General features: G+C 64.7%; 22 protein-coding genes. 13 read left to right on the top strand and 9 right to left on the bottom strand.

Going from position 1 to position 22,735, the window contains the following annotated elements; genetic code table 11:
• The first annotated feature begins 148 nt into the window (after positions 1–148).
• Both ACERIT_RS02060 and ACERIT_RS02055 read left to right on the top strand, forming a co-directional pair.
• On the top strand, positions 149–1,321 hold the full coding sequence (locus tag ACERIT_RS02060) for a 3-ketoacyl-CoA thiolase (RefSeq protein WP_373673148.1): 1,173 nt from the start codon (positions 149–151) through the stop codon (positions 1,319–1,321).
• Between the two features lie 2 nt (positions 1,322–1,323).
• Positions 1,324–1,797: a Zn-ribbon domain-containing OB-fold protein gene (locus ACERIT_RS02055; RefSeq protein WP_373673147.1), complete on the top strand. Its 474-nt coding sequence runs from the start codon at positions 1,324–1,326 to the stop codon at positions 1,795–1,797.
• Positions 1,798–1,821: 24 nt separating this feature from the next.
• Here the strand turns inward: ACERIT_RS02055 and ACERIT_RS02050 are convergent, their stop codons facing one another.
• Together ACERIT_RS02050 and ACERIT_RS02045 are read right to left on the bottom strand one after the other, a co-directional pair.
• On the bottom strand, positions 1,822–2,952 hold the full coding sequence (locus ACERIT_RS02050) for a pyridoxal phosphate-dependent aminotransferase (RefSeq protein WP_373673146.1): 1,131 nt from the start codon (positions 2,950–2,952) through the stop codon (positions 1,822–1,824).
• Positions 2,953–3,012: 60 nt separating this feature from the next.
• Positions 3,013–4,872: an SLC13 family permease gene (locus ACERIT_RS02045; RefSeq protein ID WP_373673357.1), complete on the bottom strand. Its 1,860-nt coding sequence runs from the start codon at positions 4,870–4,872 to the stop codon at positions 3,013–3,015.
• Positions 4,873–5,033: 161 nt separating this feature from the next.
• Here ACERIT_RS02045 and ACERIT_RS02040 point away from each other — a divergent pair, with 161 nt between their 5' ends.
• Positions 5,034–6,404 (top strand): geranylgeranyl reductase family protein, encoded by a 1,371-nt coding sequence (locus ACERIT_RS02040; RefSeq protein ID WP_373673145.1) that lies wholly within the window; start codon positions 5,034–5,036, stop codon positions 6,402–6,404.
• An 89-nt stretch (positions 6,405–6,493) separates the two neighbouring features.
• Here ACERIT_RS02040 and ACERIT_RS02035 read toward each other — a convergent pair whose 3' ends face one another.
• On the bottom strand, positions 6,494–7,789 hold the full coding sequence (locus ACERIT_RS02035) for an amidohydrolase (protein WP_373673144.1): 1,296 nt from the start codon (positions 7,787–7,789) through the stop codon (positions 6,494–6,496).
• A gap of 138 nt (positions 7,790–7,927) precedes the next feature.
• Here ACERIT_RS02035 and ACERIT_RS02030 point away from each other — a divergent pair, with 138 nt between their 5' ends.
• The gene (locus ACERIT_RS02030; protein ID WP_373673143.1) at positions 7,928–8,134 is read left to right on the top strand and encodes a DUF5800 family protein; all 207 of its coding nucleotides are present in this window, start codon (positions 7,928–7,930) and stop codon (positions 8,132–8,134) included.
• A gap of 136 nt (positions 8,135–8,270) precedes the next feature.
• Positions 8,271–9,458: a redox-regulated ATPase YchF gene (locus ACERIT_RS02025; RefSeq protein WP_373673142.1), complete on the top strand. Its 1,188-nt coding sequence runs from the start codon at positions 8,271–8,273 to the stop codon at positions 9,456–9,458.
• Positions 9,459–9,610: 152 nt separating this feature from the next.
• Here ACERIT_RS02025 and ACERIT_RS02020 read toward each other — a convergent pair whose 3' ends face one another.
• The 4 genes from ACERIT_RS02020 to ACERIT_RS02005 form a co-directional block, all read right to left on the bottom strand.
• Complete coding sequence (locus ACERIT_RS02020) at positions 9,611–11,851, bottom strand: AAA family ATPase (protein WP_373673141.1); 2,241 nt, start codon at positions 11,849–11,851, stop codon at positions 9,611–9,613.
• A gap of 69 nt (positions 11,852–11,920) precedes the next feature.
• Entirely contained in the window at positions 11,921–12,070 is a 150-nt protein-coding gene (locus tag ACERIT_RS02015; protein ID WP_373673140.1) for a hypothetical protein, read from the bottom strand.
• A 298-nt stretch (positions 12,071–12,368) separates the two neighbouring features.
• A complete protein-coding gene (locus ACERIT_RS02010) occupies positions 12,369–12,647 on the bottom strand; it encodes a UPF0058 family protein (RefSeq protein ID WP_373673139.1) in 279 nt (92 codons plus the stop codon).
• A 143-nt stretch (positions 12,648–12,790) separates the two neighbouring features.
• Positions 12,791–13,006 carry a ribbon-helix-helix domain-containing protein gene (locus tag ACERIT_RS02005; RefSeq protein WP_373673138.1) on the bottom strand — a complete coding sequence of 72 codons (216 nt, stop codon included), beginning with the start codon at positions 13,004–13,006 and terminating at the stop codon, positions 12,791–12,793.
• Positions 13,007–13,184: 178 nt separating this feature from the next.
• Here ACERIT_RS02005 and ACERIT_RS02000 point away from each other — a divergent pair, with 178 nt between their 5' ends.
• Positions 13,185–13,778, top strand: coding sequence for a sulfite oxidase-like oxidoreductase (locus tag ACERIT_RS02000; protein ID WP_373673137.1), 594 nt, complete (start codon positions 13,185–13,187; stop codon positions 13,776–13,778).
• 32 nt (positions 13,779–13,810) lie between these two features.
• Complete coding sequence (locus ACERIT_RS01995; protein WP_373673136.1) at positions 13,811–15,178, top strand: isochorismate synthase MenF; 1,368 nt, start codon at positions 13,811–13,813, stop codon at positions 15,176–15,178.
• Positions 15,179–15,200: 22 nt separating this feature from the next.
• Here the strand turns inward: ACERIT_RS01995 and ACERIT_RS01990 are convergent, their stop codons facing one another.
• Positions 15,201–15,941, bottom strand: coding sequence for a proteasome assembly chaperone family protein (locus tag ACERIT_RS01990; protein ID WP_373673134.1), 741 nt, complete (start codon positions 15,939–15,941; stop codon positions 15,201–15,203).
• Positions 15,942–16,049: 108 nt separating this feature from the next.
• Here ACERIT_RS01990 and ACERIT_RS01985 point away from each other — a divergent pair, with 108 nt between their 5' ends.
• The 5 genes from ACERIT_RS01985 to ACERIT_RS01965 all read left to right on the top strand — a co-directional run bounded on the left by ACERIT_RS01985 (position 16,050) and on the right by ACERIT_RS01965 (position 21,104).
• A complete protein-coding gene (locus tag ACERIT_RS01985) occupies positions 16,050–17,015 on the top strand; it encodes an RsmB/NOP family class I SAM-dependent RNA methyltransferase (protein ID WP_373673133.1) in 966 nt (321 codons plus the stop codon).
• Positions 17,012–17,533: a hypothetical protein gene (locus ACERIT_RS01980; RefSeq protein WP_373673132.1), complete on the top strand. Its 522-nt coding sequence runs from the start codon at positions 17,012–17,014 to the stop codon at positions 17,531–17,533. The genes ACERIT_RS01985 and ACERIT_RS01980 overlap by 4 nt, the downstream gene beginning before the upstream one ends.
• Before the next feature lie 63 nt (positions 17,534–17,596).
• Positions 17,597–18,562 carry a cation diffusion facilitator family transporter gene (locus ACERIT_RS01975; protein ID WP_373673131.1) on the top strand — a complete coding sequence of 322 codons (966 nt, stop codon included), beginning with the start codon at positions 17,597–17,599 and terminating at the stop codon, positions 18,560–18,562.
• Between the two features lie 52 nt (positions 18,563–18,614).
• Complete coding sequence (locus tag ACERIT_RS01970) at positions 18,615–19,415, top strand: ribonuclease H-like domain-containing protein (RefSeq protein WP_373673356.1); 801 nt, start codon at positions 18,615–18,617, stop codon at positions 19,413–19,415.
• Between the two features lie 39 nt (positions 19,416–19,454).
• Positions 19,455–21,104 carry a flippase activity-associated protein Agl23 gene (locus ACERIT_RS01965; RefSeq protein ID WP_373673130.1) on the top strand — a complete coding sequence of 550 codons (1,650 nt, stop codon included), beginning with the start codon at positions 19,455–19,457 and terminating at the stop codon, positions 21,102–21,104.
• A gap of 11 nt (positions 21,105–21,115) precedes the next feature.
• Here the strand turns inward: ACERIT_RS01965 and ACERIT_RS01960 are convergent, their stop codons facing one another.
• Positions 21,116–22,066 (bottom strand): transcription initiation factor IIB family protein, encoded by a 951-nt coding sequence (locus tag ACERIT_RS01960; RefSeq protein ID WP_373673129.1) that lies wholly within the window; start codon positions 22,064–22,066, stop codon positions 21,116–21,118.
• 265 nt (positions 22,067–22,331) lie between these two features.
• On the opposite strand from ACERIT_RS01960, the gene ACERIT_RS01955 reads away from it, so the two are divergent.
• Positions 22,332–22,733: a hypothetical protein gene (locus ACERIT_RS01955; RefSeq protein WP_373673128.1), complete on the top strand. Its 402-nt coding sequence runs from the start codon at positions 22,332–22,334 to the stop codon at positions 22,731–22,733.
• The last annotated feature ends 2 nt before the right edge of the window (positions 22,734–22,735 follow it).

The raw sequence follows: 22,735 nt of genomic DNA, 5'->3' as shown, positions 1-22,735 counted from the left end.
AATCGTGGCGACTGTGAGCATCGGTGCACGTCACCCGGATTGGCACAGGCTCGCTTAGCCGTTGTGCCCAGTGGTGAGGCGGGATTCGAATCCGGCTGGCGTGATGACCTGCCGAACTGTTAAGAACGGACCTTCCGAACACGCGAGCGTGTCAGACCCCCACATCGTGTCCGTCGGGCTCTCGCCGATCGGCAGTACGGACCTCACCGGTAGGGATCTCTTCACCGCGGCCATGACCGAGGCGTTCGACGGGGTACCCGATCCGGCCGAGATCGTCGACGCCGTCTACGTCGGCAACCAGTCCGAGCGATACGAACACCAGATACTGTACGGGACGATCCTCGCGGAGTGGTGTGGACTCCGGTTTACGCCGGCCGAACGCGTCGAAGCCTGCGCCGCGGCGGGGGCATTGGCGTTGCGTCACGCCGTCAGGGACGTCCGAACGGGAACTCACGACGCCGTTCTCGCGTGCGGGATCGAGAAGATGACGGCCGGCGGTTCCGCGCTGGCGACGGAATCGCTTTCGGCGGCATTCGACCGACCGCTCGAACAGCGTTCGGGCGTCACCGCGCCCAGCCAGTACGCGCTCCTCGCACAGCGATATCTCCACGAGACCGACGCGACCGAGGCGGATCTCGCGCGGATCGCCGTCAAGAACCACGAGAATGCGGCGGCGAATCCGCGCGCCCACTTCGGCGAGGAGATCGACGTGGAGACCGTGCTTGGGTCGGAGTACGTCGCACGACCGCTCAAACTGTTCGACTGCGCGCCTATCAGCGACGGCGCGGCGGCCGTCCTGGTCGCCAGCGAGGAGGTCGCCTCCGCGGTCGGTTCACGAGCGACGTCGGTTCGCGTCGCGGGATCCGGAGCCGCAACGAACAACATCGGCGTCGCCGACCGGAATCTGACGGTCATCGAGGGAGCACACGTTGCTACCGAGCGCGCCTACGATGGAGCCGGAATCGATCCCGAGGACGTTGACGTCGCCGAGGTCCACGATGCCTTCACGATCTCCGAGGCGTTGCTGGCCGAGGCCGCCGGCTTCGCTCCCCGTGGTCGCGGGTTCGAGAGTTCACGCCCGCCCGCCGAGCGGTCCGACGGGTGGACGAACGTCCGTCTCAGCACGAGCGGGGGACTCAAGGCCAGAGGACACCCGATCGGAGCGACCGGACTCGCCCAGGCCGTCGAGGCCTACGAACAACTGACCGGACGGGCAGGTGACCGTCAGGTTCCTGGTGCCGACACCGCACTCCTGATCAACGAGGGCGGCGTTGCGGACGCCGCTACCGTCGCACACGTCCTCACAGTAGGAGGCACCTGACGATGGACGATGACGCCCCCGACTGGACGGCCACGAACGGGCCTCCCCGGACCCCGGACGACGTGACTGCGGAAAACCCCTACACGCTCCCGGGATTTTTCGACGCGTTAGCCGACGGAGTGCTACTCGGCGTTCGATGCTCGGCGTGTGACACGCGGCTGATCCCTCCTCGGCCGGCCTGTTACGCCTGCGGCAGCCGTGATCTCGAGATCGAGCGACAGCCCGACACCGGGACGGTGATCTCCTACACCGAAGTTGCACGACCCCCACCGAGGTTTGTCGATCTCGCACCGTTTACCGTCGCCATCGTCGAACTCGGAACGGGAGCGCGCCTGACGGGGCGCCTTGAGGCGGCCTACGAGGAGACCGAGATCGGAATGGGCGTTCGAGTGACGGTTCGCGGCCCCGACGAACTCCCGGACGCGGCGCTCTCTCACGAGGAAGATTGGCCGCTACACGTCTTCGAACCGGTTTGAGATCCGTCGCCAGTTCGCCTCGCGTCACTCGACGACGGCGTCGTAGGCCGCCCCCATTACCGAGAGTGCCTCCTCCAGTTCCGCCTCGTCGGTCGCATACGAGATCCGTGCGTATCCCTCGCCGTGGTCGCCGAACGCCTCGCCCGGGACGATCACCACCCCGCGATCGAGACACTCCTCGATGAAGCCGTCCGGGACCTTCGGCATCGCGTAGAAGGCGCCGCTCGGGGTCGCACACTCGAGACCGATCTCCGCAAAGCCATCGAGCAGGAGGTCGCGGCGCCGTTCGAACGACGCGGTCATCTCCTCGACGATGGACTGATCACCAGTGAGCGCGGCTTCGGCGGCGAACTGTGCGGGCGCGGATGCACACGCCTGAACGTACTGGTGGATACGCAGCATGCGGTCGATGCGCTCCGATTCCGCCGTGACCCATCCCAGTCGCCAACCGGTCATCGAGTAGAGCTTCGAGACGGAGTGGACGACCACGACGTTGCCACCGGCGTCGAACTCCATCGGCGATCGGTGTTCGCCCTCGAAAACCGTGTACTCGTAGACTTCATCGGAGATGCACAGGACGTCGTGTTCCCGGGCGATCCGTGCGAACTCCTCGACGTCCTCCGGGGAGGCGACGGCGCCCGTCGGGTTCGCTGGCGAGTTGACGATGAACGCTCGCGTGTCCTCGGTGATGGCGTCCTCGATCGCCGCGGGATCGATGGTCAGGTCCTCACGGAGCGGGACCGAGACCGGCTCGGCACCAGTGAGCGTCGTGAGCGCGGCGTAGGAGACGAAGCCCGGGTCCGGGACGAGCACCTCGTCACCATCGCCGACGTGCGCCTCCAACGCGAGATGTAATGCCTCGCTGCCACCCGCGGTCGCGATCACGTCATCGGTGTCGATCTCGACGCCCTGATCGCGTTCGTGTTTGGCGACGATCGCCTCCCGAAGGGGTTTGATCCCCCGATTCGGGGTATACCCGTCCGCCCTGCCGGCACGGATGGCCTCGACGGCAGCCTCCCGAGCGTGGTTGGGTGCGGGAAAGTCCGGCTGGCCGAGTCCGAGGTTGATCGCGTCCTCGCCCGCCGCGTCGAACACCTCGCGGATCCCGCTTGCCGGTATCCGCTCGATCCGGTCCGAAAAGGTCGGTGATGCCATACCTAACGCAGGGATCCGCCCCCGAATAATTCTTCTCACACGCTCCGGGGGCGATCGTTTTCACACGCCCCAGAAGTACACGATCCCGAGGGTCGTCACGACGGTCAAGATCGCCTGCAGCGGAGCACCGACCCGGATGAAATCGGTGAATCGGTAGCCGCCGGGGCTGTAGACCATCAGGTTCGTCTGATAGCCGATCGGGGTCATGAGCGCCGTCGAGGCCGCGAAGGTGACTGCCAGGACGAACGAGAACGGCTCGGCACCGATCGCCTCGGCCGTGTCGACGGCAACGGGGATCATCAACACGACGCTGGCGTTGTTGCTCACCACGTTCGTGATGAGCGAGGTGAACAGATAGAAGACGCCCAACACGACGATCGGCGTCAGTCCGACGGTCCCGACGACGGCGACGCTTGCAAGCCACTCGGCACCGCCCGTTCGTTCCATGGCGACTCCGAGGGGAATGAGCCCGGCGAGCAGGAAGATGACGCTCCAGTCGACTGACGAATAGACCTCCGTCGGCTTGACACAACCGGTCGCGACCATCGCGACCATGCCCGCGAGCGCGCTGATGAGGATGGGAAGTACTTCCAGCGCTGCGAGCGCGACGACCGTAAGAACGATTCCGACTGCAACAGGGATCCGCTTTCGTCTGAAGTCCGGTCGGGCTACCTCGCGGGCCAGCACGAAGTTTCGATCGCTTCCGAATCGCCGGATCGTGTCGTCGGACGCCTGAATCAGGAGGGTGTCCCCACCACGAAGAGGACGTTCGTCCATCCGGGCGTGGATGACCTGTTCCCCGCGGCGGATCGCCAGCACGGTCGCATCATAGCGGGACTGGAAGTTCACCGTCTCGAGCGTCTCGCCGATGATGGAGGCCTCCGGCGAGATGACGACCTCGACCAGGCTCTGTTCGTCCTCGGGATCGCGCTTTTCGCCCTCGACGTCCAGGGTTCCCTCCGTGACCTCGGCGTCCGGAGCGAGATCGAGGCCCTCGGTGTCCAGAAGATCGAGCAGGCTCCGTCGGTCGGTTCGAATCACGAAGACGTCGTCCGGTCGTATCTCCTTGCGCGCGAGCGGCTCCGTGAACACCTGTTCGTCCCGGACCAACTGGACGACGTCGACGTCGAGATCGGTCCCCTGGAGGACCCGGTTCACGGTCCGACCGACAAGCGGCGAGTCCGCACGGACGACCACCTCGGTGAGGTATTCCGCCATCCCGAACTCCTCGATCAGCTCCTCGTCGACGGTGATCCGCTCGGGAAGGAGATATCGTCCGATCGTGGCGATGTAGACCGTTCCGGTGAGGAGCACGAGAACGCCCAATTGTGTAAACTCGAACATCGAGAACGGATGATCGATGAGCCGGGCGGAGACGTCCGAGGCGAGGATGTTCGTGGACGTCCCGATGAGCGTGAGGGTGCCGCCCAACATCGCCACGAACGACACCGGCATCAACAGCTTGGACGGGGAGATTCCGGTCTGTTTCGAGATCGTGTTGACCATGGGGATCATGATCGCGACGACCGGCGTGTTGTTGATGATCCCGGCGGTCCCTCCCGAGATCCCCAACACCGCAAGCAACTGTTTGAACTGACTGTCGCCGAACCGCTCGGCGACCGCGGCGCCGACGATGTTGATGAGCCCCGATCGACGAATCCCCTCACTGAGGACGAACATTGCGAGGACCGTGATCGTGGCTGGACTCGAAAACCCGCTGACTCCGGTGGCCGGATCGATTTCGGTCCACGGCTCGAGGATGACGAGCGTGACCAGGATCGCCACCGCGACGATGTCGATGGGCAGTGGCTCGATGACGAACAACACGAGCGCGATCCCGATGATCGCGAACACGAGGAGTATCTCGGGCGTCACCGGCGGGATCGACGTGCTCGTCCGCCCCAGAAACGAGAGCCACATCGTAGGGCGATCCACGGCGGAGGCGGGTAAAACCTTCCGCACGAACGTGACAGCCACCCGACTCGCGAAGACGGCGAATCGGCTCGAATCGGTTTTGATGCCGGTGAAAGGACGGAATACGGGATAAAGAGTTTTGCCGCCGCGCCGGCGACGGGTAGCATATGACCACCTACGAGTACGATGTCGTCGTCGCGGGGGCAGGAACCGCCGGATGTTATGCGGCGACGACGATCGCAATGGAGGGCCTCGACGTCGCCATCGTGGAGCGGAAGAACGAACGCGATGCCGGCCACATCGCCTGCGGCGACGCGTTGAAGGGTGCCGACGCGTTCCCGGAGGCGATCCCCAAATCACGGATCGAATCGGCGTTCACGAACACCGGCATCGACCACGGTCGCTTCGAGATCCCTCAGGAGGACACCGTTCTCGAGATCCCCGTGCCGGGCGAACTCGCCGTCATCGATCGCTGGGAGTACGGCCGGAAGATCATCGACGCCGCGGATGACGCCGGCGTCGAGTTCCACTACGAGACGGTCATCGGGGACGTACTCCAGGACGACGACGGCCGGGTGACCGGTCTGCGCGGAAAGCGTCGCGGTGAGGCGATCGACTTCGAGGCCGACGTGGTGATAGACGGCGCCGGATCGCTGTCGCTATTGCAGGACAAAGCCGACTTCTCGGGAGCGACCTTCGATACGAACGTGCGGTATTCACAGTTCTGTTCGGCCTATCGAGAGATCGTCGAAGTTCCCGAGCCGGTCGAGTGGGACGACGCGCTCGTGTTCAAGCCGACCGAGCGTGCGGCGGGGTACCTCTGGTACTTCCCGCGAACGAGCACCGAGATCAACGCCGGTCTCGGCTTCCAGATGAACGAGGAGCCGATGGCGCTTGTCGAGGCACTCAAACGGGATCTGCGGCGGCGACCGGAGTTCGATGGTGCGACGGTGACCGACAAACTCGGCGCCGCATTGCCGACGCGGCGGCCATATGATTCCGCGGTCGCGCCGGGATACATGGCGGTCGGCGACGCTGCCGGCCACGTGAATCCGACCACCGGCGGCGGGATCGCCGGCGCAGCCTACGCCGGCAAGTACGCCGGCGAACAGGCCGTTCAGGCCATCAGCGAGGGCAACGTGGGTGAGGACGCACTCTGGCGATACAACGAGCGCGTGATGGACCACTTCGGCGGCCGATACGCGGGCCTCGACGTCTATAACGTCCTCTCGACCGCGGTCGACGTCGACGACCTCATGGGACTACTGGCGGCGCTGCCCGGCGAGAAACTCGCCGAGGCGCTCTATGAGGGATCGACGTCGATGTCCTTCGGGCTCAAACTGAAGTGTGCGATCAAAAGCTTCGGCTACTGGGGAACGATCTGGAACTTCTATGAGACCAAACAGCTCGCCGACGAGCTGCTCGAACACTACGATCGATATCCGACCTCGCCCGGCCGAATGACCGAGTGGACGGATACCCGAGACGGTATCATGGACCGGATCTACGAGACGACCGGCGCCGAGTCGAAATACTGATCGGTGCATCCGGGAACGGCCACCCTGGAACGACCACCCGAGAACGGTCACGGGGGACGTCCCCACTGGAGACGGTCCGAGAGGGCGGATCAGACTCCGGAGGGGGAGACCCCGTCGCGACCGACCTGTTCGATCGCGCCGGAGAGCACCTCGATCCCGATCCGAAGATCGTCTTCGACGAGGTCGAACGTGGCGGAGTGGTGACCGCCGGGGTGGTCGGTCCCGACACAGGCGTAACAGGCCAGCCCGCCGCGGTCCTGGACGTGTTGCATGAGGAACGTCGCGTCCTCGCTTCCTCCGAGTTCGTCGAAGTCGCGTATCGTGTCCACGCCGTCGACGGTGCGTGCCACCTCGCCGACGATCGCGGCGAGTTCCTCGTCGCTCGTCGCGCTCGGGGCATCGCCCGTCGACTCGATCGAGACGTCACAGCTGTGCATATCCGCCGCGTTCGTGATGACGTGTTCGGCCTTCTCGAACATGTAGTCGGCGAGCGCGGTCGTGCTCCCGCGGACCTCCCCCTCCAGGAATGCCTCCTTCGGTATCACGTTCGTTGCCGTTCCCCCGCCGACGACTCCGGCGTTGACCCGAGTCTTCCCGTCCGCGTGCCTCGGGATCGCATATAGATTCTGGACGGCAGTCGCCATCGCCTGTACGGCGTTGTGGCCCTGTTGGGGGCTCGCCCCGGCGTGTGCGGGCTCGCCCTCGAAGTCCGCCTGCAGGCGTCTGATCGCGAGGAACTCGTCGATCCCGGAGACGATCTCGCCGGAGGGATGATCGAGCCCGAGATGAAGTGCGAAGAGGTATTCGACGTCGTCGAGGTGGCCGGATTCGGCCATCGGCTCACCACCCGCGATCTTCTCCTCGCTCGGTTGGAAACAGGCCACGAGGGTGCCGTCGAATTCCCCCTCGAGGATCGCGTCGATCACGCCGATCCCGATCGTCATGTGGCCGTCGTGACCGCACGCGTGCATGTACCCCTCATTCCTCGACCGGAATCCCTCGGCCGCGGGTTCGTGATCCTCGCTCTCGCTTTCGGTCACCGGGAGCCCGTCGATGTCGACTCGAAGCCCGACGACCGGCCCGTCCCCACATTCGAAGACGGCAATACAGCCCGTGTGTCCCCCCTCGGTTCGTTCGAGAACCGACTCGTCGGCCCCTGCTTCACGCGCGCGGTCGGCCCACTCATCGAGTGTGGTCTCCTCTGGGACGCCCGTTCGCCGATCGCTTACAAGTACCTCACGCCCCACGTGCAGCGCGTCCGGGTCGCGTTCCTCGAGCACCTCGACGATCCGGGCGGTCGTGTAGAACTCACACCATGCGGGCTCGGGGTAGCGGTGCAGTTCGCGTCGAAGCTGACGATAGCGGTCGAGGTCACTCACGTGCATACCCCAGCCACTACTCGCGAGCGCTTAAAGGTGTATTCGGAGGGAACCGATCTCGATCGCCGATCCGGGATCGCGAGTCGGAGGGAGGAGCCGTCCTTGGAGCCGCACCCTTATACGTTCACCCGACCTTCCGTCGATATGACCACGATCCTCTCAATCGAGGACGACGGCGTCGACGTCGTCTACGAGGGCACGGAGTTTCGACTCGACCGCGACCTGATCGAGGAGGCAACCGAAAAACAGTACCCCGACGTGACCGATCACGAGATACTCCAGATCGTCGAGTCCGACCCGGATCTCTCGGGCGAACCGCGTCGAGTCGGCGACGTGCTCGCCGGTGCGTAGATCGGATCCGTGATTGAGACGACCGGATCCGTGACCGCAATGACTGGCTCCGTGATTGAGACGACCGGATCGCGACGATGATCGCCTTCCAGGCCGGACCGAAAGGCGCTTTCGACCCCACGAGGAACCAGGTATCATGATCACGGTCGCGCTCGCGGGGAAGCCGAACGCGGGGAAGTCGACGTTCTATACGGCGGCGACGATGGCCGACGTCGACGTCGCCAACTATCCGTTCACGACGATCGACGCCAATCGTGGCGTGACACACGTTCGAACACGGTGTCCGTGTCTCGACCGGACGGAACGCTGTGGCAACGAGAACTGCCGGGACGGCAAACGCTACGTCCCCATCGAACTCCTGGACGTCGCCGGGCTCGTTCCCGGCGCTCACGAGGGACGGGGGCTGGGCAACCAGTTTCTCGACGAGTTGACGAACGCGGACGTGATACTCAACGTCGTCGACGCCTCCGGTGGAACGAACGCGGAGGGCGAACCGGTACCGATCGGGACACGAGACCCGCTTGAGGACGTCGCCTTCATCGAGCGAGAGATGGATCTCTGGCTCGCCGGGATCGTCGACCGAAACTGGGAGAGCGTCGAACGGAAATCACGATCGCCGGAGTTCGACGTCGACGAGGCGATCACGGAGCTGCTCACCGGCTTTGGCGCCACGGAGGCGGACGTCGCCGCCGTCCTCCGAAACATGGAGTATCCCGAGGATCCGATCGGATGGAGTGATGACGACCGCGAGCGACTCGCGCGACGACTCCGTCAGCGCACCAAGCCGATCGTCGTCATCGCGAACAAGGCTGACGTCGCCCCGCCGGAAAATCTCGAGCGACTCCGGACGCAGGCGGACGGATCGGTGGTGTTTGCGACCGCGGACGGCGAACTCGCCTTGCGACGCGCGGCGGAGTCGGGCGCGATCGACTACGATCCGGGCGACGAGGACTTCGAGATCCGCGCAGATCTCACGGACGCACAGCGGGAGGGACTCGAAACCGTTCGAGAGGTGATGGCGGAGTTCGACGGCACTGGCATCCAGTCGGCACTCGACAGAGCGGTCTACGATCGACTCGATCGGTTCACGGCCTATCCCGTCCAAGATGCCTCGAAATGGACCGACGCACGGGGGAACGTCCTCCCGGACGCCGTCCTGCTTTCGCAGGGATCGACGCCGCGCGATCTCGCGTACGCCGTTCACACCGACATCGGCGAGGGATACCTCCATGCGATCGACGCACGGTCGAACCGTCGGATCGGCGAGGATCACACGCTCTCGGAGGGGGACGTGGTGAAGATCGTCTCGACCGCGGGCCAGTGACGTCCTGATTTCGCCATCTCCCGAACCGAACCTGTCTTTCGAATCGGTGAAACATCACTTTTGGACCGGTGACTTCCTCCCCACCCTACTGCGCTCCTTGTCCGCTTCGCGGACTACGGTGCTCCTTGAGGGTGGGGCCTTAGCGCCTGTATTCAGGTAATCGCCGCGATGGCTGCCTCGTAGTGGTCGGCCGTCACTTCGACAGCCTCCGGATGGTCGGCCGCGTCCTCGCCGTGTGTCTCCGCTACGTCTTCGATCGCAGCGAGCGCGGCTTCACGACAGACGGCGGCGAGTTCGGCTCCCGAAAGTCCCTCCGTGGCCTCGGCGACTGCGTCGAGGTCGACGTCGTCGCTTCGGGGCTGTTCCCGCGTATGGACACGGAGGATCTCCTCGCGAGCGCCGCGGTCGGGGAGGGGGACCTCGATGTGGGTCTCGATCCGACCGGGACGAAGCAGCGCCGGATCGAGCGCATTCTTGCGGTTGGTCGCCGCGATCACCGCGAGGTTCGGGTCTTCGGCGGCCCGATCGAGTTCGGTGAGCAGTTGTGAGACGACCCGCTCGCCGACGCCCGAACTGTCCCCGCCCGAGGCGCCCTCGCCGCGGGCGGTCGCCACGGCATCGATCTCATCGAGGAAGACGATGGTGGGTGAGGCTTGCCGAGCGCGCTCGAACACCTCCCGGACGGCCTTCTCGGACTCGCCGACGTAGCGATCCAGAAGCTCCGGCCCGGCCACCTGTATGAAGTTGACACCGCTCTCGCCGGCGATCGCCCGGGCGAGAAGCGTCTTGCCGGTTCCCGGCGGTCCATACAACAGGATCCCCGTCGGCGGGTCGGCGTTCGCCGCCTCGAAAAGCGGCGCGTGGCTGAGCGGCCAGGTGACCGCGCGTTCGAGCCGCCGTTTCGCCTCTTCGTGTCCCCCGACGTCCGCGAAGGTCGTCTCAGGCGTCTCCGCGATATACTCGCGCATCGCGCTCGGCTCGACCGCCGAGAGCGCCCGATCGAAGTCTGCTCGCGTGACCTCGACGCCCTCAAGCGATTCTCCCGCGTCTCGGGTGCGACGTAGGGCCGTCATCGCCGCCTCCTGGGTGAGACTCTCGATATCCGCGCCGACGAAGCCGTAGGTCCGCCCGGCGATCCGGCCGAGATCGACGTCGGCAGCGAGAGGCATCCGGCGCGTGTGTACCTCCAGGATCTGCCGGCGTCCGGCCTCCCCGGGGACGCCGATCTCGATCTCCCGATCGAAACGACCGCCGCGACGTAAGGCCGGATCGAGGACGTCGACGCGGTTCGTTGCGCCGATGACGATCACTTCGCCGCGCGCATCGAGCCCGTCCATGAGTGAGAGGAGCTGTCCGACGACTCGATTCTCCAGATCGCCGCCGTCGTCACGTTTGCCCGCGATCGAGTCGATCTCGTCGAAGAATATGATCGCGGGTGCCTCCTCGTTTGCACGCTCGAAGACCTCCCGGAGCCGCTTTTCGCTTTCCCCTTTGTACTTTGAGGTGATCTCGGGGCCGTCGATCGTGATGAACTCGGCGTCGACTTCGTTGGCCACCGCCCGCGCGATGAGCGTTTTCCCGGTCCCGGGCGGGCCGTACAACAGGACCCCTTTCGGTGGATCGACGCCGAGACGGCTGAATATGTCGGGTTCCGAAAGCGGCAGCTCGATCAGCTCTCGGACCAGATCGAGTTCCTCGTCGAGGCCGCCGATGTCCTCGTAGGTCGCACCAGTTCGCCGCGTCGCTGGTGTCGTCGTTTCGCCGGCCTCGCCAGCCTCGCTTGCGGCACTGCGTTCGGCACCTTGCTCGTCCGTTCGAGAGCCGTCGGACTCCCCGCCTGCTGGCGCTGAGCGACGCCCAGTACTGTCCGCAACCACATCGCTGGATTCTCCGGTCCGTATCGAGAGCTCCGTCCGGTCAGTCACCCGAACGGTTCCGTCCGGATCGGTCGCGACGATCTCGAAGCGGAGCCCTCCGAGGCGTTCGACGTGGACGGTCTCGCCGGCGGTGAGCGGCCGATCACGAAGCGCGCGCGAGAGCGATCGTTCGAAGGAGGCCTCGTCGATATCGAGTTCCGACTTGGATACGGGTGCACGCAGCGTCACCGATCGGGCGTCCTCGACGGCGACCGGTGCGACGCTAACCGTATCGCCGACCTTGACGCCGGCGTTCGCGCGAGTGTCGGCGTCGATCCGGACGGATCCGGCCGTGGCGTCGGGACCCCCCGGCCACACCTTCGCCACGGTCGACCCCTCGCCCTCGATACGGATCGTATCGCCACTGAGGACGCCGAGATCGCGTCTCGCGTCCTCCGGCAGTCGGGCGATCCCCCGCCCCGCGTCCCGCTTTGCGGCCGCACGGACGGTGAGATCGATGCCCGCGAGCTCGTTCATGCCGGGACGTTTCACGCCGCCGGTCTTGAGGCTTGCCCGGCGGATGGTTCCCCGTTCGGATCCGGGATATCACTTGCCCTGGAACAGCACCACGTACTCGATACGGCTTGGATCCTCGGACTCCTTGTCGACGAACCCGACGATCCGGAACGCGTGCGTTCTCCTCGAAGGAGGGGCACCCGACGCCTGCGAACGGAGCGGTGCCGTCGCCGTTTTCATCACCGTCGCCGTTTATCCCATCACCGGCCCCACCGCCGCGATTGCCGGTTCCGTCTCCCGCCGGCGTTTCCCCGGTGGGCACGAGGCAGCCGGCGGCAGCGACCGATCCCGCGGCTATCGACGATCCGATCGCGAGGAGAGCACTTCGGGGTTTCATATCCGTCAGCGGGCTCCCCAGAAGAAACTGCGTTTCGTAGACTGAAGTGGTCGCTTTCGTCTTCGGATCGGGACGAGAGGACGCTCGATCACGGCCTGCAAGCGATCCGACCTCGGGTTTTCGTTCGACCTCCGGCGAGGCTTACATCTTGCCTTCGGCGTCCTCGGCAAGCTCCTGCATCCGCTTGCCGACGCGGCCGGCCGCCGAGAACTCGTCCTCGCTCATCGCCGAGGCGAGTGCGTTTCCGAGCACGAAGACCGCGTGTTTGTGCTCGCTTTTGGATTTGTGCACATGGGAGGGGTCGATGTCGAGCTGTTCGTACGGCTCGAACAGCTCCGGATCGACGTCCTCGCGCTCGCGGAAGTGTTCCATGATCGTCACCATCTGCTCGTGAAGCTCTAAAAGCTCTTCTTTGTGCATACATCCATTAGGGCGGAGATCGGTTTAAGGGTTTTTGGCGATCCCTCTCATGGACGGTGCGATATCGGCCTCCAGACGGGACGATAGCGGTACAAACAGGAGCGTCGAGTCGTGAACCGCACGAGATCGAACGCCGGTCGCGGTCAAAAGACGTACTCGTCCTCGTGGCCCATCATCCCCTCGTCCTCGAATCCGGGGCCCTCCTCCTCATCGGTCGGTCCGCTCGTCTTGTAGGCCTTGATCCCGGTCGAAAGCAGTTCCTCTATCGCCTCTTCGCGGTTGAGGAACTCGCCCTGTTCTACCATCTGGGCGATCTGCATCTCCAGATGCTCCGGGATCGTTATCTCGACTTTCGGCATTCTCTACTCGCTCGTTATTGGAGGGGATATATAAATCTACTGTCGCACTCTCCGAATCTGAAAAATCGAATGAGCGATCGTTTAAATTTCTGTTTTTGATATCGAAGAAGGGTTATGTTTCTGAGAAAATACCTCGGTGAGTCGGTAACCCTAGGTGAATCGAACTCGAACGGTCGCCATGACCGACGACGTAACGGATCTCTACCGGGAGTACGGAGACGAGCGCCTCCCCCCGGGACAGCGGTGCACCGATCGGTTTCCGGTGCTTTCGAAGGGCGAGACGCCGTCCTGTGACCCTTCCGAGTGGCGATTCGAAGTGTACGGCGCCGTCGACCGCCGGCTGACCTACGATCTCGATGAGTTTCGCGATCTTCCCTCGGTCACTCAGAAACAGGACTTCCATTGTGTGACCGGCTGGAGCCGGTTCGACTGTATGTTCACCGGAATCCCGTTTCCCGATATCGTGGAGCGTGCGGGCGTGGATGATGACGCCGTCCACGTCCTGTTTCACGCGCTCGATGGCTACACGACGGACCTCCCGCTTGCCGACTGTTCGCGCGAGGAGGTGCTTTTCGCCCACGCGCTCGACGGCGACGATCTGCCCGCCGACCACGGCGGGCCGGTCCGCGTCGTCACCCCACACAAGTACGCCTACAAGGGGACAAAGTGGGTGACTGGCGTTGAATTTCTCACCGAACCCGAGCGCGGCTACTGGGAGAAGCGCGGCTACTCGGGGACCGCGAACCCCTGGTGTGAGGAGCGGTATAGTTAGGATAAAGGCCCTCGCTCCCCGAGGACGTGTCGATGGATCCCTCACCCGCCGCCGACGCCGTGCGGCTCGTGAGCCGCACCCGCCGGATCCGGGAGCCGGGATTTCGGGCGGCCTTCGAGGCAGTTCCTCGCCCACGAACCGTCTGGGGAGCGCCGGCGGAGGCGACCGTCGTCGCCGGCGGGAGCGCGGCCACGCTCACCGCCTCGGGTCCCGATCGATTCGAGTCGATCCGCGAGACGGCGGAGGCGGTATTCGCCTCGGGTGACGTTCACGCCGGGACCGAGGCCGCCTGCCCGCGGCTGTTCGGCGGGTTCGCCTTTCACGAGAACGCGACCGATGGGGCGCCCTGGGAGTCGTTTCCGGAGGCCCGCTTCGTTCTGCCGCGGGTGCAGGTCACCTATGCGGACAACGGGACGTGGCTCACCGTCAACGCTCTCGAGCCGGATGCGGACGCCGCGGACGTCGAGGAGCGACTCGATCGGGCCACGGAGACGTTCGACGGGCTCGATGACGGTCCCCGATCGAACCGTCCCGAACGCCCCGGAATCGCCGAACTCGGTCGGACCACAACACGCGAGCAGTGGCGCGTCGGCGTCGAGGCAGCGATCGACCGCATCCGCGAGGGCGAACTCGATAAGGTCGTGTTGGCACAGGCCCTGGCGGCCACGCTTCGGGGGGAACTCTCCCGGGGCGCAACGATCGAACGGCTCCGTGAGAGCCATCCGAACTGCTACCCGTTCCTCGTCGAGGCCAGCACGGACGGGGCCGCGTTTCTCGGGGCGACCCCGGAGCGGCTCGTCTCGATGCGCGGTCGAACCGTCAAAACCGATGCGCTTGCAGGCACCACCGGTCGCGGCGAGACCCCGGAGGAGGACGAATGGCTCGCCGCCGAGTTATCCGCCGACGAGAAGAACGTCCACGAACATGAACTCGTCGTCGACGCCATTCGCGATCAGCTGTCGCCGTTTGCGGCCTCGATTGCCGCCGGCGATCGACGGGTCAAACGTCTTGCGACGGTCCAACATCTCCACACGCCGATCACGGCGGAACTTGAAGGAAACACCCACGTGCTGGCGCTCGTCGAGGCGTTACACCCAACGCCGGCGGTCGGCGGGCTTCCGCCCGAAGCGGCATTGTCGACGATCCGGGAGACGGAGCCGTTCGATCGCGGGTGGTATGCGGCGCCGATCGGGTGGTTCGACGCCGCGGGGAACGGCACGTTCGCCGTCGGCATTCGCTCGGCAGTGGCCGACGACTCACAAGCTACCCTCTTTGCCGGCGTCGGGATCGTCGTCGACTCCGACGCGGAGACGGAGTGGGACGAGATCCAACTCAAGTATCAGCCGATCCTGAACGAGTTGGAGGCGACTGAAGGAAACGAAGCGGGCGGACGGGATTGATGGTGCGTGTGGCCGTCGACACCTACTGATACATCCGGAGCGGATGCGCCTCGGTGCTTTCCTCCTCGAGATCCTGCATGCGGAGGGCGAGTTGTTCTTTCGCACGCTGGATCTCGTCGGCCCGGTCGACGAGTTCGTCCGTCGGTACCTCGACGTCCGCCAGCGGTCCGATGCCGTGGGTGAGAAGCGCGCGGGCACTCTCGGGATCGGGAAACTGCGGATCCGATTCGACGACGAACCCGACCGCGGTGACGCCATGTTCGACCGCGTGTGAAAGTAGCGCGCCGGTCGGTCCGCTGACGAGTCCTCTTTCGGTGGGCGCATCCATTCCCACGCGTTCCAGGTGCGCTCCGCCCTCGCCGGCGGCAATCCCGTATACCGACGGCGGCGCAGGCCCCTTGTTGTCGGGACGTCCCGAGAGGTACACCGGCGTGACGCCGCGGTCGTCGAACCATCCCGACAGACAGTCGGCAAACTCGATGGCGGCCGACGGGGCGATCGGAACGTCGCTCTGGAGGACGAGCAAATCCCGGCCCGGATCGGCGTAGATACGAACGGGGGTTGAAAGCTGCGGGTCGTCTTCGATATACCTCACCACCGGCGGAATGCCCTCACAGTGGACGTTCGCGTAGTGCACCATTTCGAACGTCTCGACGAGGTGATCGGCCGCGATCTTGCCGACGAGACCGATTCCCGGTAGCCCTTCGACGAGGAACGGGGAATCCAGTTCGAGATCGTCCTCAAGAACGCTGATCCGTGCCATGGACGATCGTTTCGGGCGGATCCCCTTATACGCAACCGCGCGTTCGAGGCGATGAGCGTCCCCACCGTGAGTCGAAATGGACAAATCCGACGTCCCCGAATGGGCAGTATGAATCCACTCGAGCGGTATGTACCGCTCGTCGACGACGAGGAAGCGTTCCTCGCGGCGTGCGATCGCTCCCTTCCGTCCGTCGTTCGTGTGAACACGATCAAGGCGACCCCCGATCGGGTTCGACGAGCGCTTCGGGAGGAGGACGTCACGTTTGATCCGGTCGACTGGCACGAGGGACTCCTGCGACTTCCCGACGGAAGTCCGGGGACGAACTGGCCGTACGTCCACGGCTGGATCCACGGCCAAGAGGAGGTCTCGACGCTGCCGGCCCTCGCGCTCGAAGCGGAACCGGGCGATCGCGTCCTCGACGCCTGTGCCGCGCCGGGAAGCAAGACCACCCAGATCGCGGCCGACATGGACGATCGGGGGACGGTCGTCGCAAATGACAACAACCTCGGACGGCTCTCGGCATTACGACATAACGCGGAGCGACTCGGGACCACGAGCGTCGCCGTTAGCAATCAGGATGCCCGCAATCTCTCGCTTTCGCCGTTTCCCTTCGAGGCGTTCGACCACGCGCTCGTCGACGTTCCTTGTTCATGTGAGGGGACCTGTCGGAAGAATCCGGACGTCCTCGATGAGTGGACGTTCGAACACGTCGAGGCGATTGCGGGGGTGCAAAAGGGGATCGCCGCACGCGCCGTCCAGGCGACTCGGCCGGGCGGCACCGTGGTCTACTCCACGTGTACCTTCGCCCCCGAGGAGAACGAGGCGGTCCTCCAGCACGTTCTCGAGACGGAACCGTGCGAACTCGTCGAGTTCGATCTCCCGATCCGAACGGAACCAGGAATCACGGAGTGGGAGGGCGAACGATTCGACGACGCGATGGAGAAGGCCCACCGGGTCTACCCACACCACAACGACACCGGCGGGTTCTTCTGTGCGAAGTTGCGCGTCACCGACGGCGAAAGGGAGGCCAACGAGAACTCAAAACGGCGATCGGAGGAGGTGACCGCGACATGACCGACGACTCACCGACGAACGTCGGTCAACGGTTCGACCGGCTCCCGGCGACCGCCGACGATCGAACCGTGCCCGGACGACCAACGCGCGAGGAGGTGATCGACTGGTGGGAGACACGATTCGGGATCCCGCCGGCCGTCCTCGAACCCTACGCGTTCTACGTGAAAGGCGCCGGGAAGGTCTGGGTGTACGCCGGCGAGGCCACGAATCCGTCCCGGATCGAGGCGCTTGGAATGACGTTTCTGCGGACACGTCAGGAACACTGGAAGCCCACGACCCGCGCCGTCTCACGGTTCGGCCGACACGCGAGCCGGAACGTGATCGAACTCGAACCCGACGAGGCGGAGGCGTTTCTGGCCGGCGAGGACCAACCGATCGACCGGTGGGAGGGAGATTGGGGCTACCTCATCGCGGCCCACGAGATCGCCGGCGGCCGGGAGCCGATCGGCGTCGGGCTCTATCTCCATGGCGAGTTGCGATCGCGGATTCCAAAGGGGAGCCGCCGTCAATTGGGATAGAGACGGGCAGCGGGACGCAGTGAGACGCGATCGCTTAAGAACGCCCGGTCCCCGAGTGGAGGTATGACGAGCGAGGGACGGCGGTTCAAGCGTGCGGCCGGGGTCAACGTTCTCGGAAACGCGGTGAAGATCGTCGTCGAGGGAGCGGTCGGCCTCACGTTCGGAAGCGTCGCTCTCGTTGCCGACGCCGCCCATTCCGTGGCCGACCTGGTTGCGAGTCTCGTGGTGTTCGTGTGGGGCGGGTCGGTCTACACCGATCCCGACGAGACCCACCCACACGGCCACCAGCGGATCGAGCCGTTGACCGCGCTTTTCGTTGGGTCGATCATCGTCTTGCTCGGCGGAAACCTGTTTTATGAATCCGTCACGGCGCTGATCGGCGAACCCGAAGTCGTCTTCGATGTCGCGTTGCTCGGCGCACTCGGGTTCTCGATCGCCGATATGTATCTGCTGTATCGATACACGATGCGGGTGAATGTCGATCTGGGGTCGTCCGCGCTCGATGCGCTGATGATCGACAGCCTCAACGACATCTACACGTCCATTGCGGCCGTCGTCGGTGTCTTCGGGGTCCTTCTTGGCGTCCCATCCCTCGATGCGATCGCCGGTGGATTCGTCAGTCTTCTCGTCATCCATCAGGGGATCCAGATTGCCCGCGAGAACGTGACCTATCTGGTAGGCGCTGCGCCCCCCGATGAGGACTACGATCGGATCCGCGGATCCCTGCGTTCCCATCCGGCCGTCGAGGGGGTCCACGACCTGCGGGTGTTCTACGATGGGACCGACATCGAGGTCGAGGTCCACGCCGAGGTCGACGGCGAGATGACGCTTCGGGAAGCCCACGACCTGGAGACGGAACTCATCACCCGGATTCGGGACGTTCCGGAGGTCGGAGATGCACACGTCCACCTCGATCCCTCGGGACTTGGCGAGTGGAAGGACGCCCCCGATAGCGAAGCGAATGTGCCGGTTGGAGGCGACTCGACGATCGATGACGGGGATCCGGTCCCCGATCGAACCGCCGAGTAAGGTCGGCGGGCACGTCGCGAGTTTCAAGGGGACGGAACGCTGGAGTGGAGACGTGCGCATCGAGAACAGCTTCATCCCCGTTCGCGGCGTCGGGGAGGCCACGGAACGACGACTATGGGAGCGGGGGATCACCGACTGGGACGCTTTCGACCCCTCGATCGACGTTCCGGGCGTCGGATCGACGACCGCAGAGCGGATCGAGACGTTCATTGACCACGCCCGGAATCACCTCGCGGAGAGAAACGCCCGGTTCTTCGACGACGCGTTCCCCGGTTCCGAGCGATGGCGGCTCTACGAGGACTTCCGATCGGAGACGTGTTTTTTCGACATCGAGACGACCGGCCTGGACGAGCACCGAGACCGGGTAACGACCGTCAGCTTTCATCACAATGGGGAGACGACGACCCTGGTCCGCGGTGAGGACCTGACCGGGGAGGCGGTCCGCAAGCGCCTCTCGGGGGCGTCGCTTATTGCGTCGTTCAATGGCGCGCGCTTCGATGTACCCTTCCTCGAGACGTCACTCGACATCAACGTCGACACGCCCCACCTCGATCTCATGTACCCGTGTCGCCGACTCGGTCTCTCCGGCGGGCTCAAATCGATCGAGACCGACATCGGGATTCGCCGAGATCGCCCGGATCTGTCCGGACGCGATGCCGTTCGACTGTGGCACGAGTACGAACGCGGCGACGACGAGGCGCTTGAGACGCTCGTCTCCTACAACCGGGCGGACACGCGGAACCTGGAGACGCTGGCGGATCGGGTCTGTGAATCGCTCCACCGGGACGTCTTCGAGTCGTTCGCTTCGGCGGGGCCGGCGGAGTCGGCGGACGGGATCGATCGCGACGAGTGAACCGAAACGTTCCTGCCACACGAGGACGAGACCACCGGTATGTCGAACGATCCGGTCCGGGTGCGGACCAGCGTGGCCGCCATCGTCGCGGTCGCCATTCTCCTTCGGGTGGTCGGACTCGGCGACCGTCCCCTCCACTGGGACGAGGCTCGGGTCGGCTACTGGACGCTTCGGTACGTCGAGACCGGCGTCCACGAGTATCGGCCGGTCGCGGGCGGGCCGCTTTTGTACCTGATCGGTGGACGGGTCCTCGCCGCGTTCCAGCCGAGTGACTTCGTCGCGAGAGTTCCGGTCGCGATCCTTTCCGGCCTGCTACCAGCCGCTGCACTCACCTTTCGTGACCGGCTCCGGGACGATGAGACGATCGCGGTCGCGGTCGTTTTGGGATTCACACCGCTTTTCGTTCATTACAGTCGCTTCCTGCGCGGGGACGTTCTCGCCGCGGGAGCAGCGCTTTTCGCCGTCGGTTGGCTCCATCGGTGGACGGGCGACATCGACGTCAACGATGGATACCTCTATGCCGGCGTCGCAGCGTGGGTGATCGCCGTCGGGTTTTCGGGATTCGCCGTCGCGACGCTCGTGCTCGTGATCGCGGCGTCGCTCGTCGCTGCCGACCACAGCCGCATTGAGGGCACGTCCGGAGGGCTCGCCGCCGGCGTCGCTGCGACCGGTCAGTGGCTCGTCGAGCGAGCGACGCCGCTTGCGCGTGCGGTTTTCGTGCTCTTGGGGACGTGGATAGTCGTTTTTGCTCCCCGTGGCGGCGGTGTGTGGAGTTCGCTTGGAGATCCGATCGCGTTCACTCGGCAGACCGTGCGCGAGCCCGTGGCGGCGTTCCTCGGTGTTCGCGTGCTCGGCCGGGCCGGGACCGAGTTACTCCCGTTTCTCTCGGATGCGATCGGAACGGCCGTCGTCACCTCGGGGCCCCTCCTCGTGGTCGCGTTGGCCGGCTTTCTTGCGGACCGATACGGGCTCATCGCGCCGGCAAAGCACCGACACCGGCGGGTCGTGCTTCTCGCATCGGCGTGGGCTGGGCTCGGAGTGATCGGGTACCCGGTCGTCGCGACGGTGTCCGCGCCCTGGACGCTTGTTCACGTCCTCGTTCCGGCATCGATCCCAGCCGGCGTCGGGGTGGCGGCGATATATCGATACGGCCGCCGTGAACGTGACGGGGATCGTCGTGCCGCACGCACCGCAATAGCGACGCTCCTTCTCGCGGCGGTCGCGATACACGGCGCCGTCGTGCTCCTCGATGACGTCGGAACGAACCCGTCCCCCGACGATCGATTCGGACAGTACGGCCAGCCGGCCGACGATCTCGAACCGCTCGTCGGGGAGATGGAGGCATCGCTCCAGCGCGCGGCGCCTCGGAACGAACGGATCGTCTGGGTCGGCGAGTCCTACGTGGTGAGTGACGAATCGGTCCTCGATCGCCCGCCGATCGACACAGAGACGGACCGTGATGCCTTCCGCGAGCGGCTACCGATGGCGTGGTACGTCGAACGGACCGGCGCCGAGACGGCCAGCGTTGCTGAACCGAACTATTTGGACGGCGAGCCGGCCGTCGTACTGGCGGAACCGGCCCATGAGGGATCGCTTTCCGAGCGGCTTCCCGATCACGAGAGTAGAACGGTCCGGCTCGGCCTGTGGAACCGGGAGATCGTCGTATTCCTCGCGACCGCAGAATCCTAAAGCGGTCTCCGCTATCGAAAGCCCATCGCCTCGATCTGCTCTTGATACCGGTTGCGGATGGTGACCTCGGTCACCTGCGCAACGCTTGCGACCTCCCGTTGAGTCTTCTTCTCGTTGCACAAAAGCGAGGCGGCGTAGATCGCGGCGGCGGCGAAGCCGGTCGGGGATTTCCCGGAGAGCAGGCCTTCCTCGGCGGAGACGTCGATGATCTCCGTTGCCTTCGTTTGGACCTCCTCGCTGAGGTCAAGTGCGGAGGCGAATCGGGGAACGAACTGTTTCGGATCGACCGGCTTGAGTTCGAGGCCGAGTTCCTGGGAGATATACCGATAGGTCCGGCCGATCTCCTTTTGGGGAACGCGTGAAACCTCCGCAACTTCGTCGAGCGATCGGGGGATTCCCTCCTGTCTGCAGGCGGCATATAGCGCGGAGGTGGAGACGCCTTCGATCGACCGCCCGCGAATGAGGTCCTCGTCGAGTGCGCGGCGATAGATCACCGAGGCGACCTCCCGAACGGACCGGGGGACGCCGAGCGCCGAAGCCATTCGATCGATCTCCGAGAGCGCGAACTGCAGGTTCCGCTCGCCGGCGTCCTTCGTGCGAATGCGCTCTTGCCATTTGCGCAACCGATGCATCTGTGACCGCTTCTCGGAGGAAAGCGATCGACCGTAGGCGTCCTTGTCCTTCCAGTCGATCGTCGTCGTCAACCCCTTGTCGTGCATCGTCTCCGTGATCGGCGCGCCCACTCGAGATTTCGATTGCCGTTCGGAGTGGTTGAACGCCCGCCATTCGGGGCCCCGGTCGATCTGCTGTTCGTCGATAACTAACCCGCAGTCATCACACACTAGCTCATGGTCGGCGTCCGTGACAATCTCCGCAGATCCACACTCCGGACAAGACAGCGTTTCGTCGGCCTCCTGTTCGGTGTCCTGTTCCTGCTGTCGCTGTCTGCTCGGACGTTCCATTATAAGGTTTGTGGTCAGTGGTGTATTTAAACCTTGGTGACAGGGTGATGATAAATGACCCCTGCTACGTCCCGAACGTCGTCGTCCCTGTGTGCCGGAGCCGCCGGAGGAAAGCCCCTGTCGGGATTCGAGAGCTACCTCACGATCGAAGCGACGGATTTCTTGTCCGTCGGAGTTTGATCGCCATCTTCCCCCGATTCCGCCATGGGATATTACCACCAAACATTTACAAAGATATATGTATAACCAGAGAATATGTCCGTGCATGAGCACCACCGATTCCGCTGCCGTCGAAGGACCGATCACGGGGTGTCGACCCGCGGACGTCGATCCCGTCGTTATCGACGGCGAGGACCTCGAGAGCACCGCTCCCGAATATCTCCGAGATCTGAAAGGCGAGCTGTCACGGCGGGGGTATCAACCCGCTGGTCTCGCCGTTACGGCATGTTTTGCCGAGGACTGTTCGATTGCCACCCAGGAGGAGGCCGATAGGCTTCGGGGCTTCGTCCGCGCTGCGGCCTTCCTCGGTGTCGGTCGGATCGAGGTCACCGTCGACGAGATCGAGGCTCCCGACCGGGTCGAACCCGCACTCGCGGCGCTTTCAGAGCGCGCATCGAGAGAGGGAGTTACGTTCCGAGTGACCGGCGACTCGACGATCGGCGGGTGAGG

It is taken from the genome of Halopenitus sp. H-Gu1, assembly GCF_041821145.1.
In the GTDB taxonomy this organism is placed as follows: domain Archaea; phylum Halobacteriota; class Halobacteria; order Halobacteriales; family Haloferacaceae; genus Halopenitus.
The sequence above is the reverse complement of the archived record's forward strand: the minus strand, read 5'-3'. Positions and strand labels throughout refer to the sequence as shown.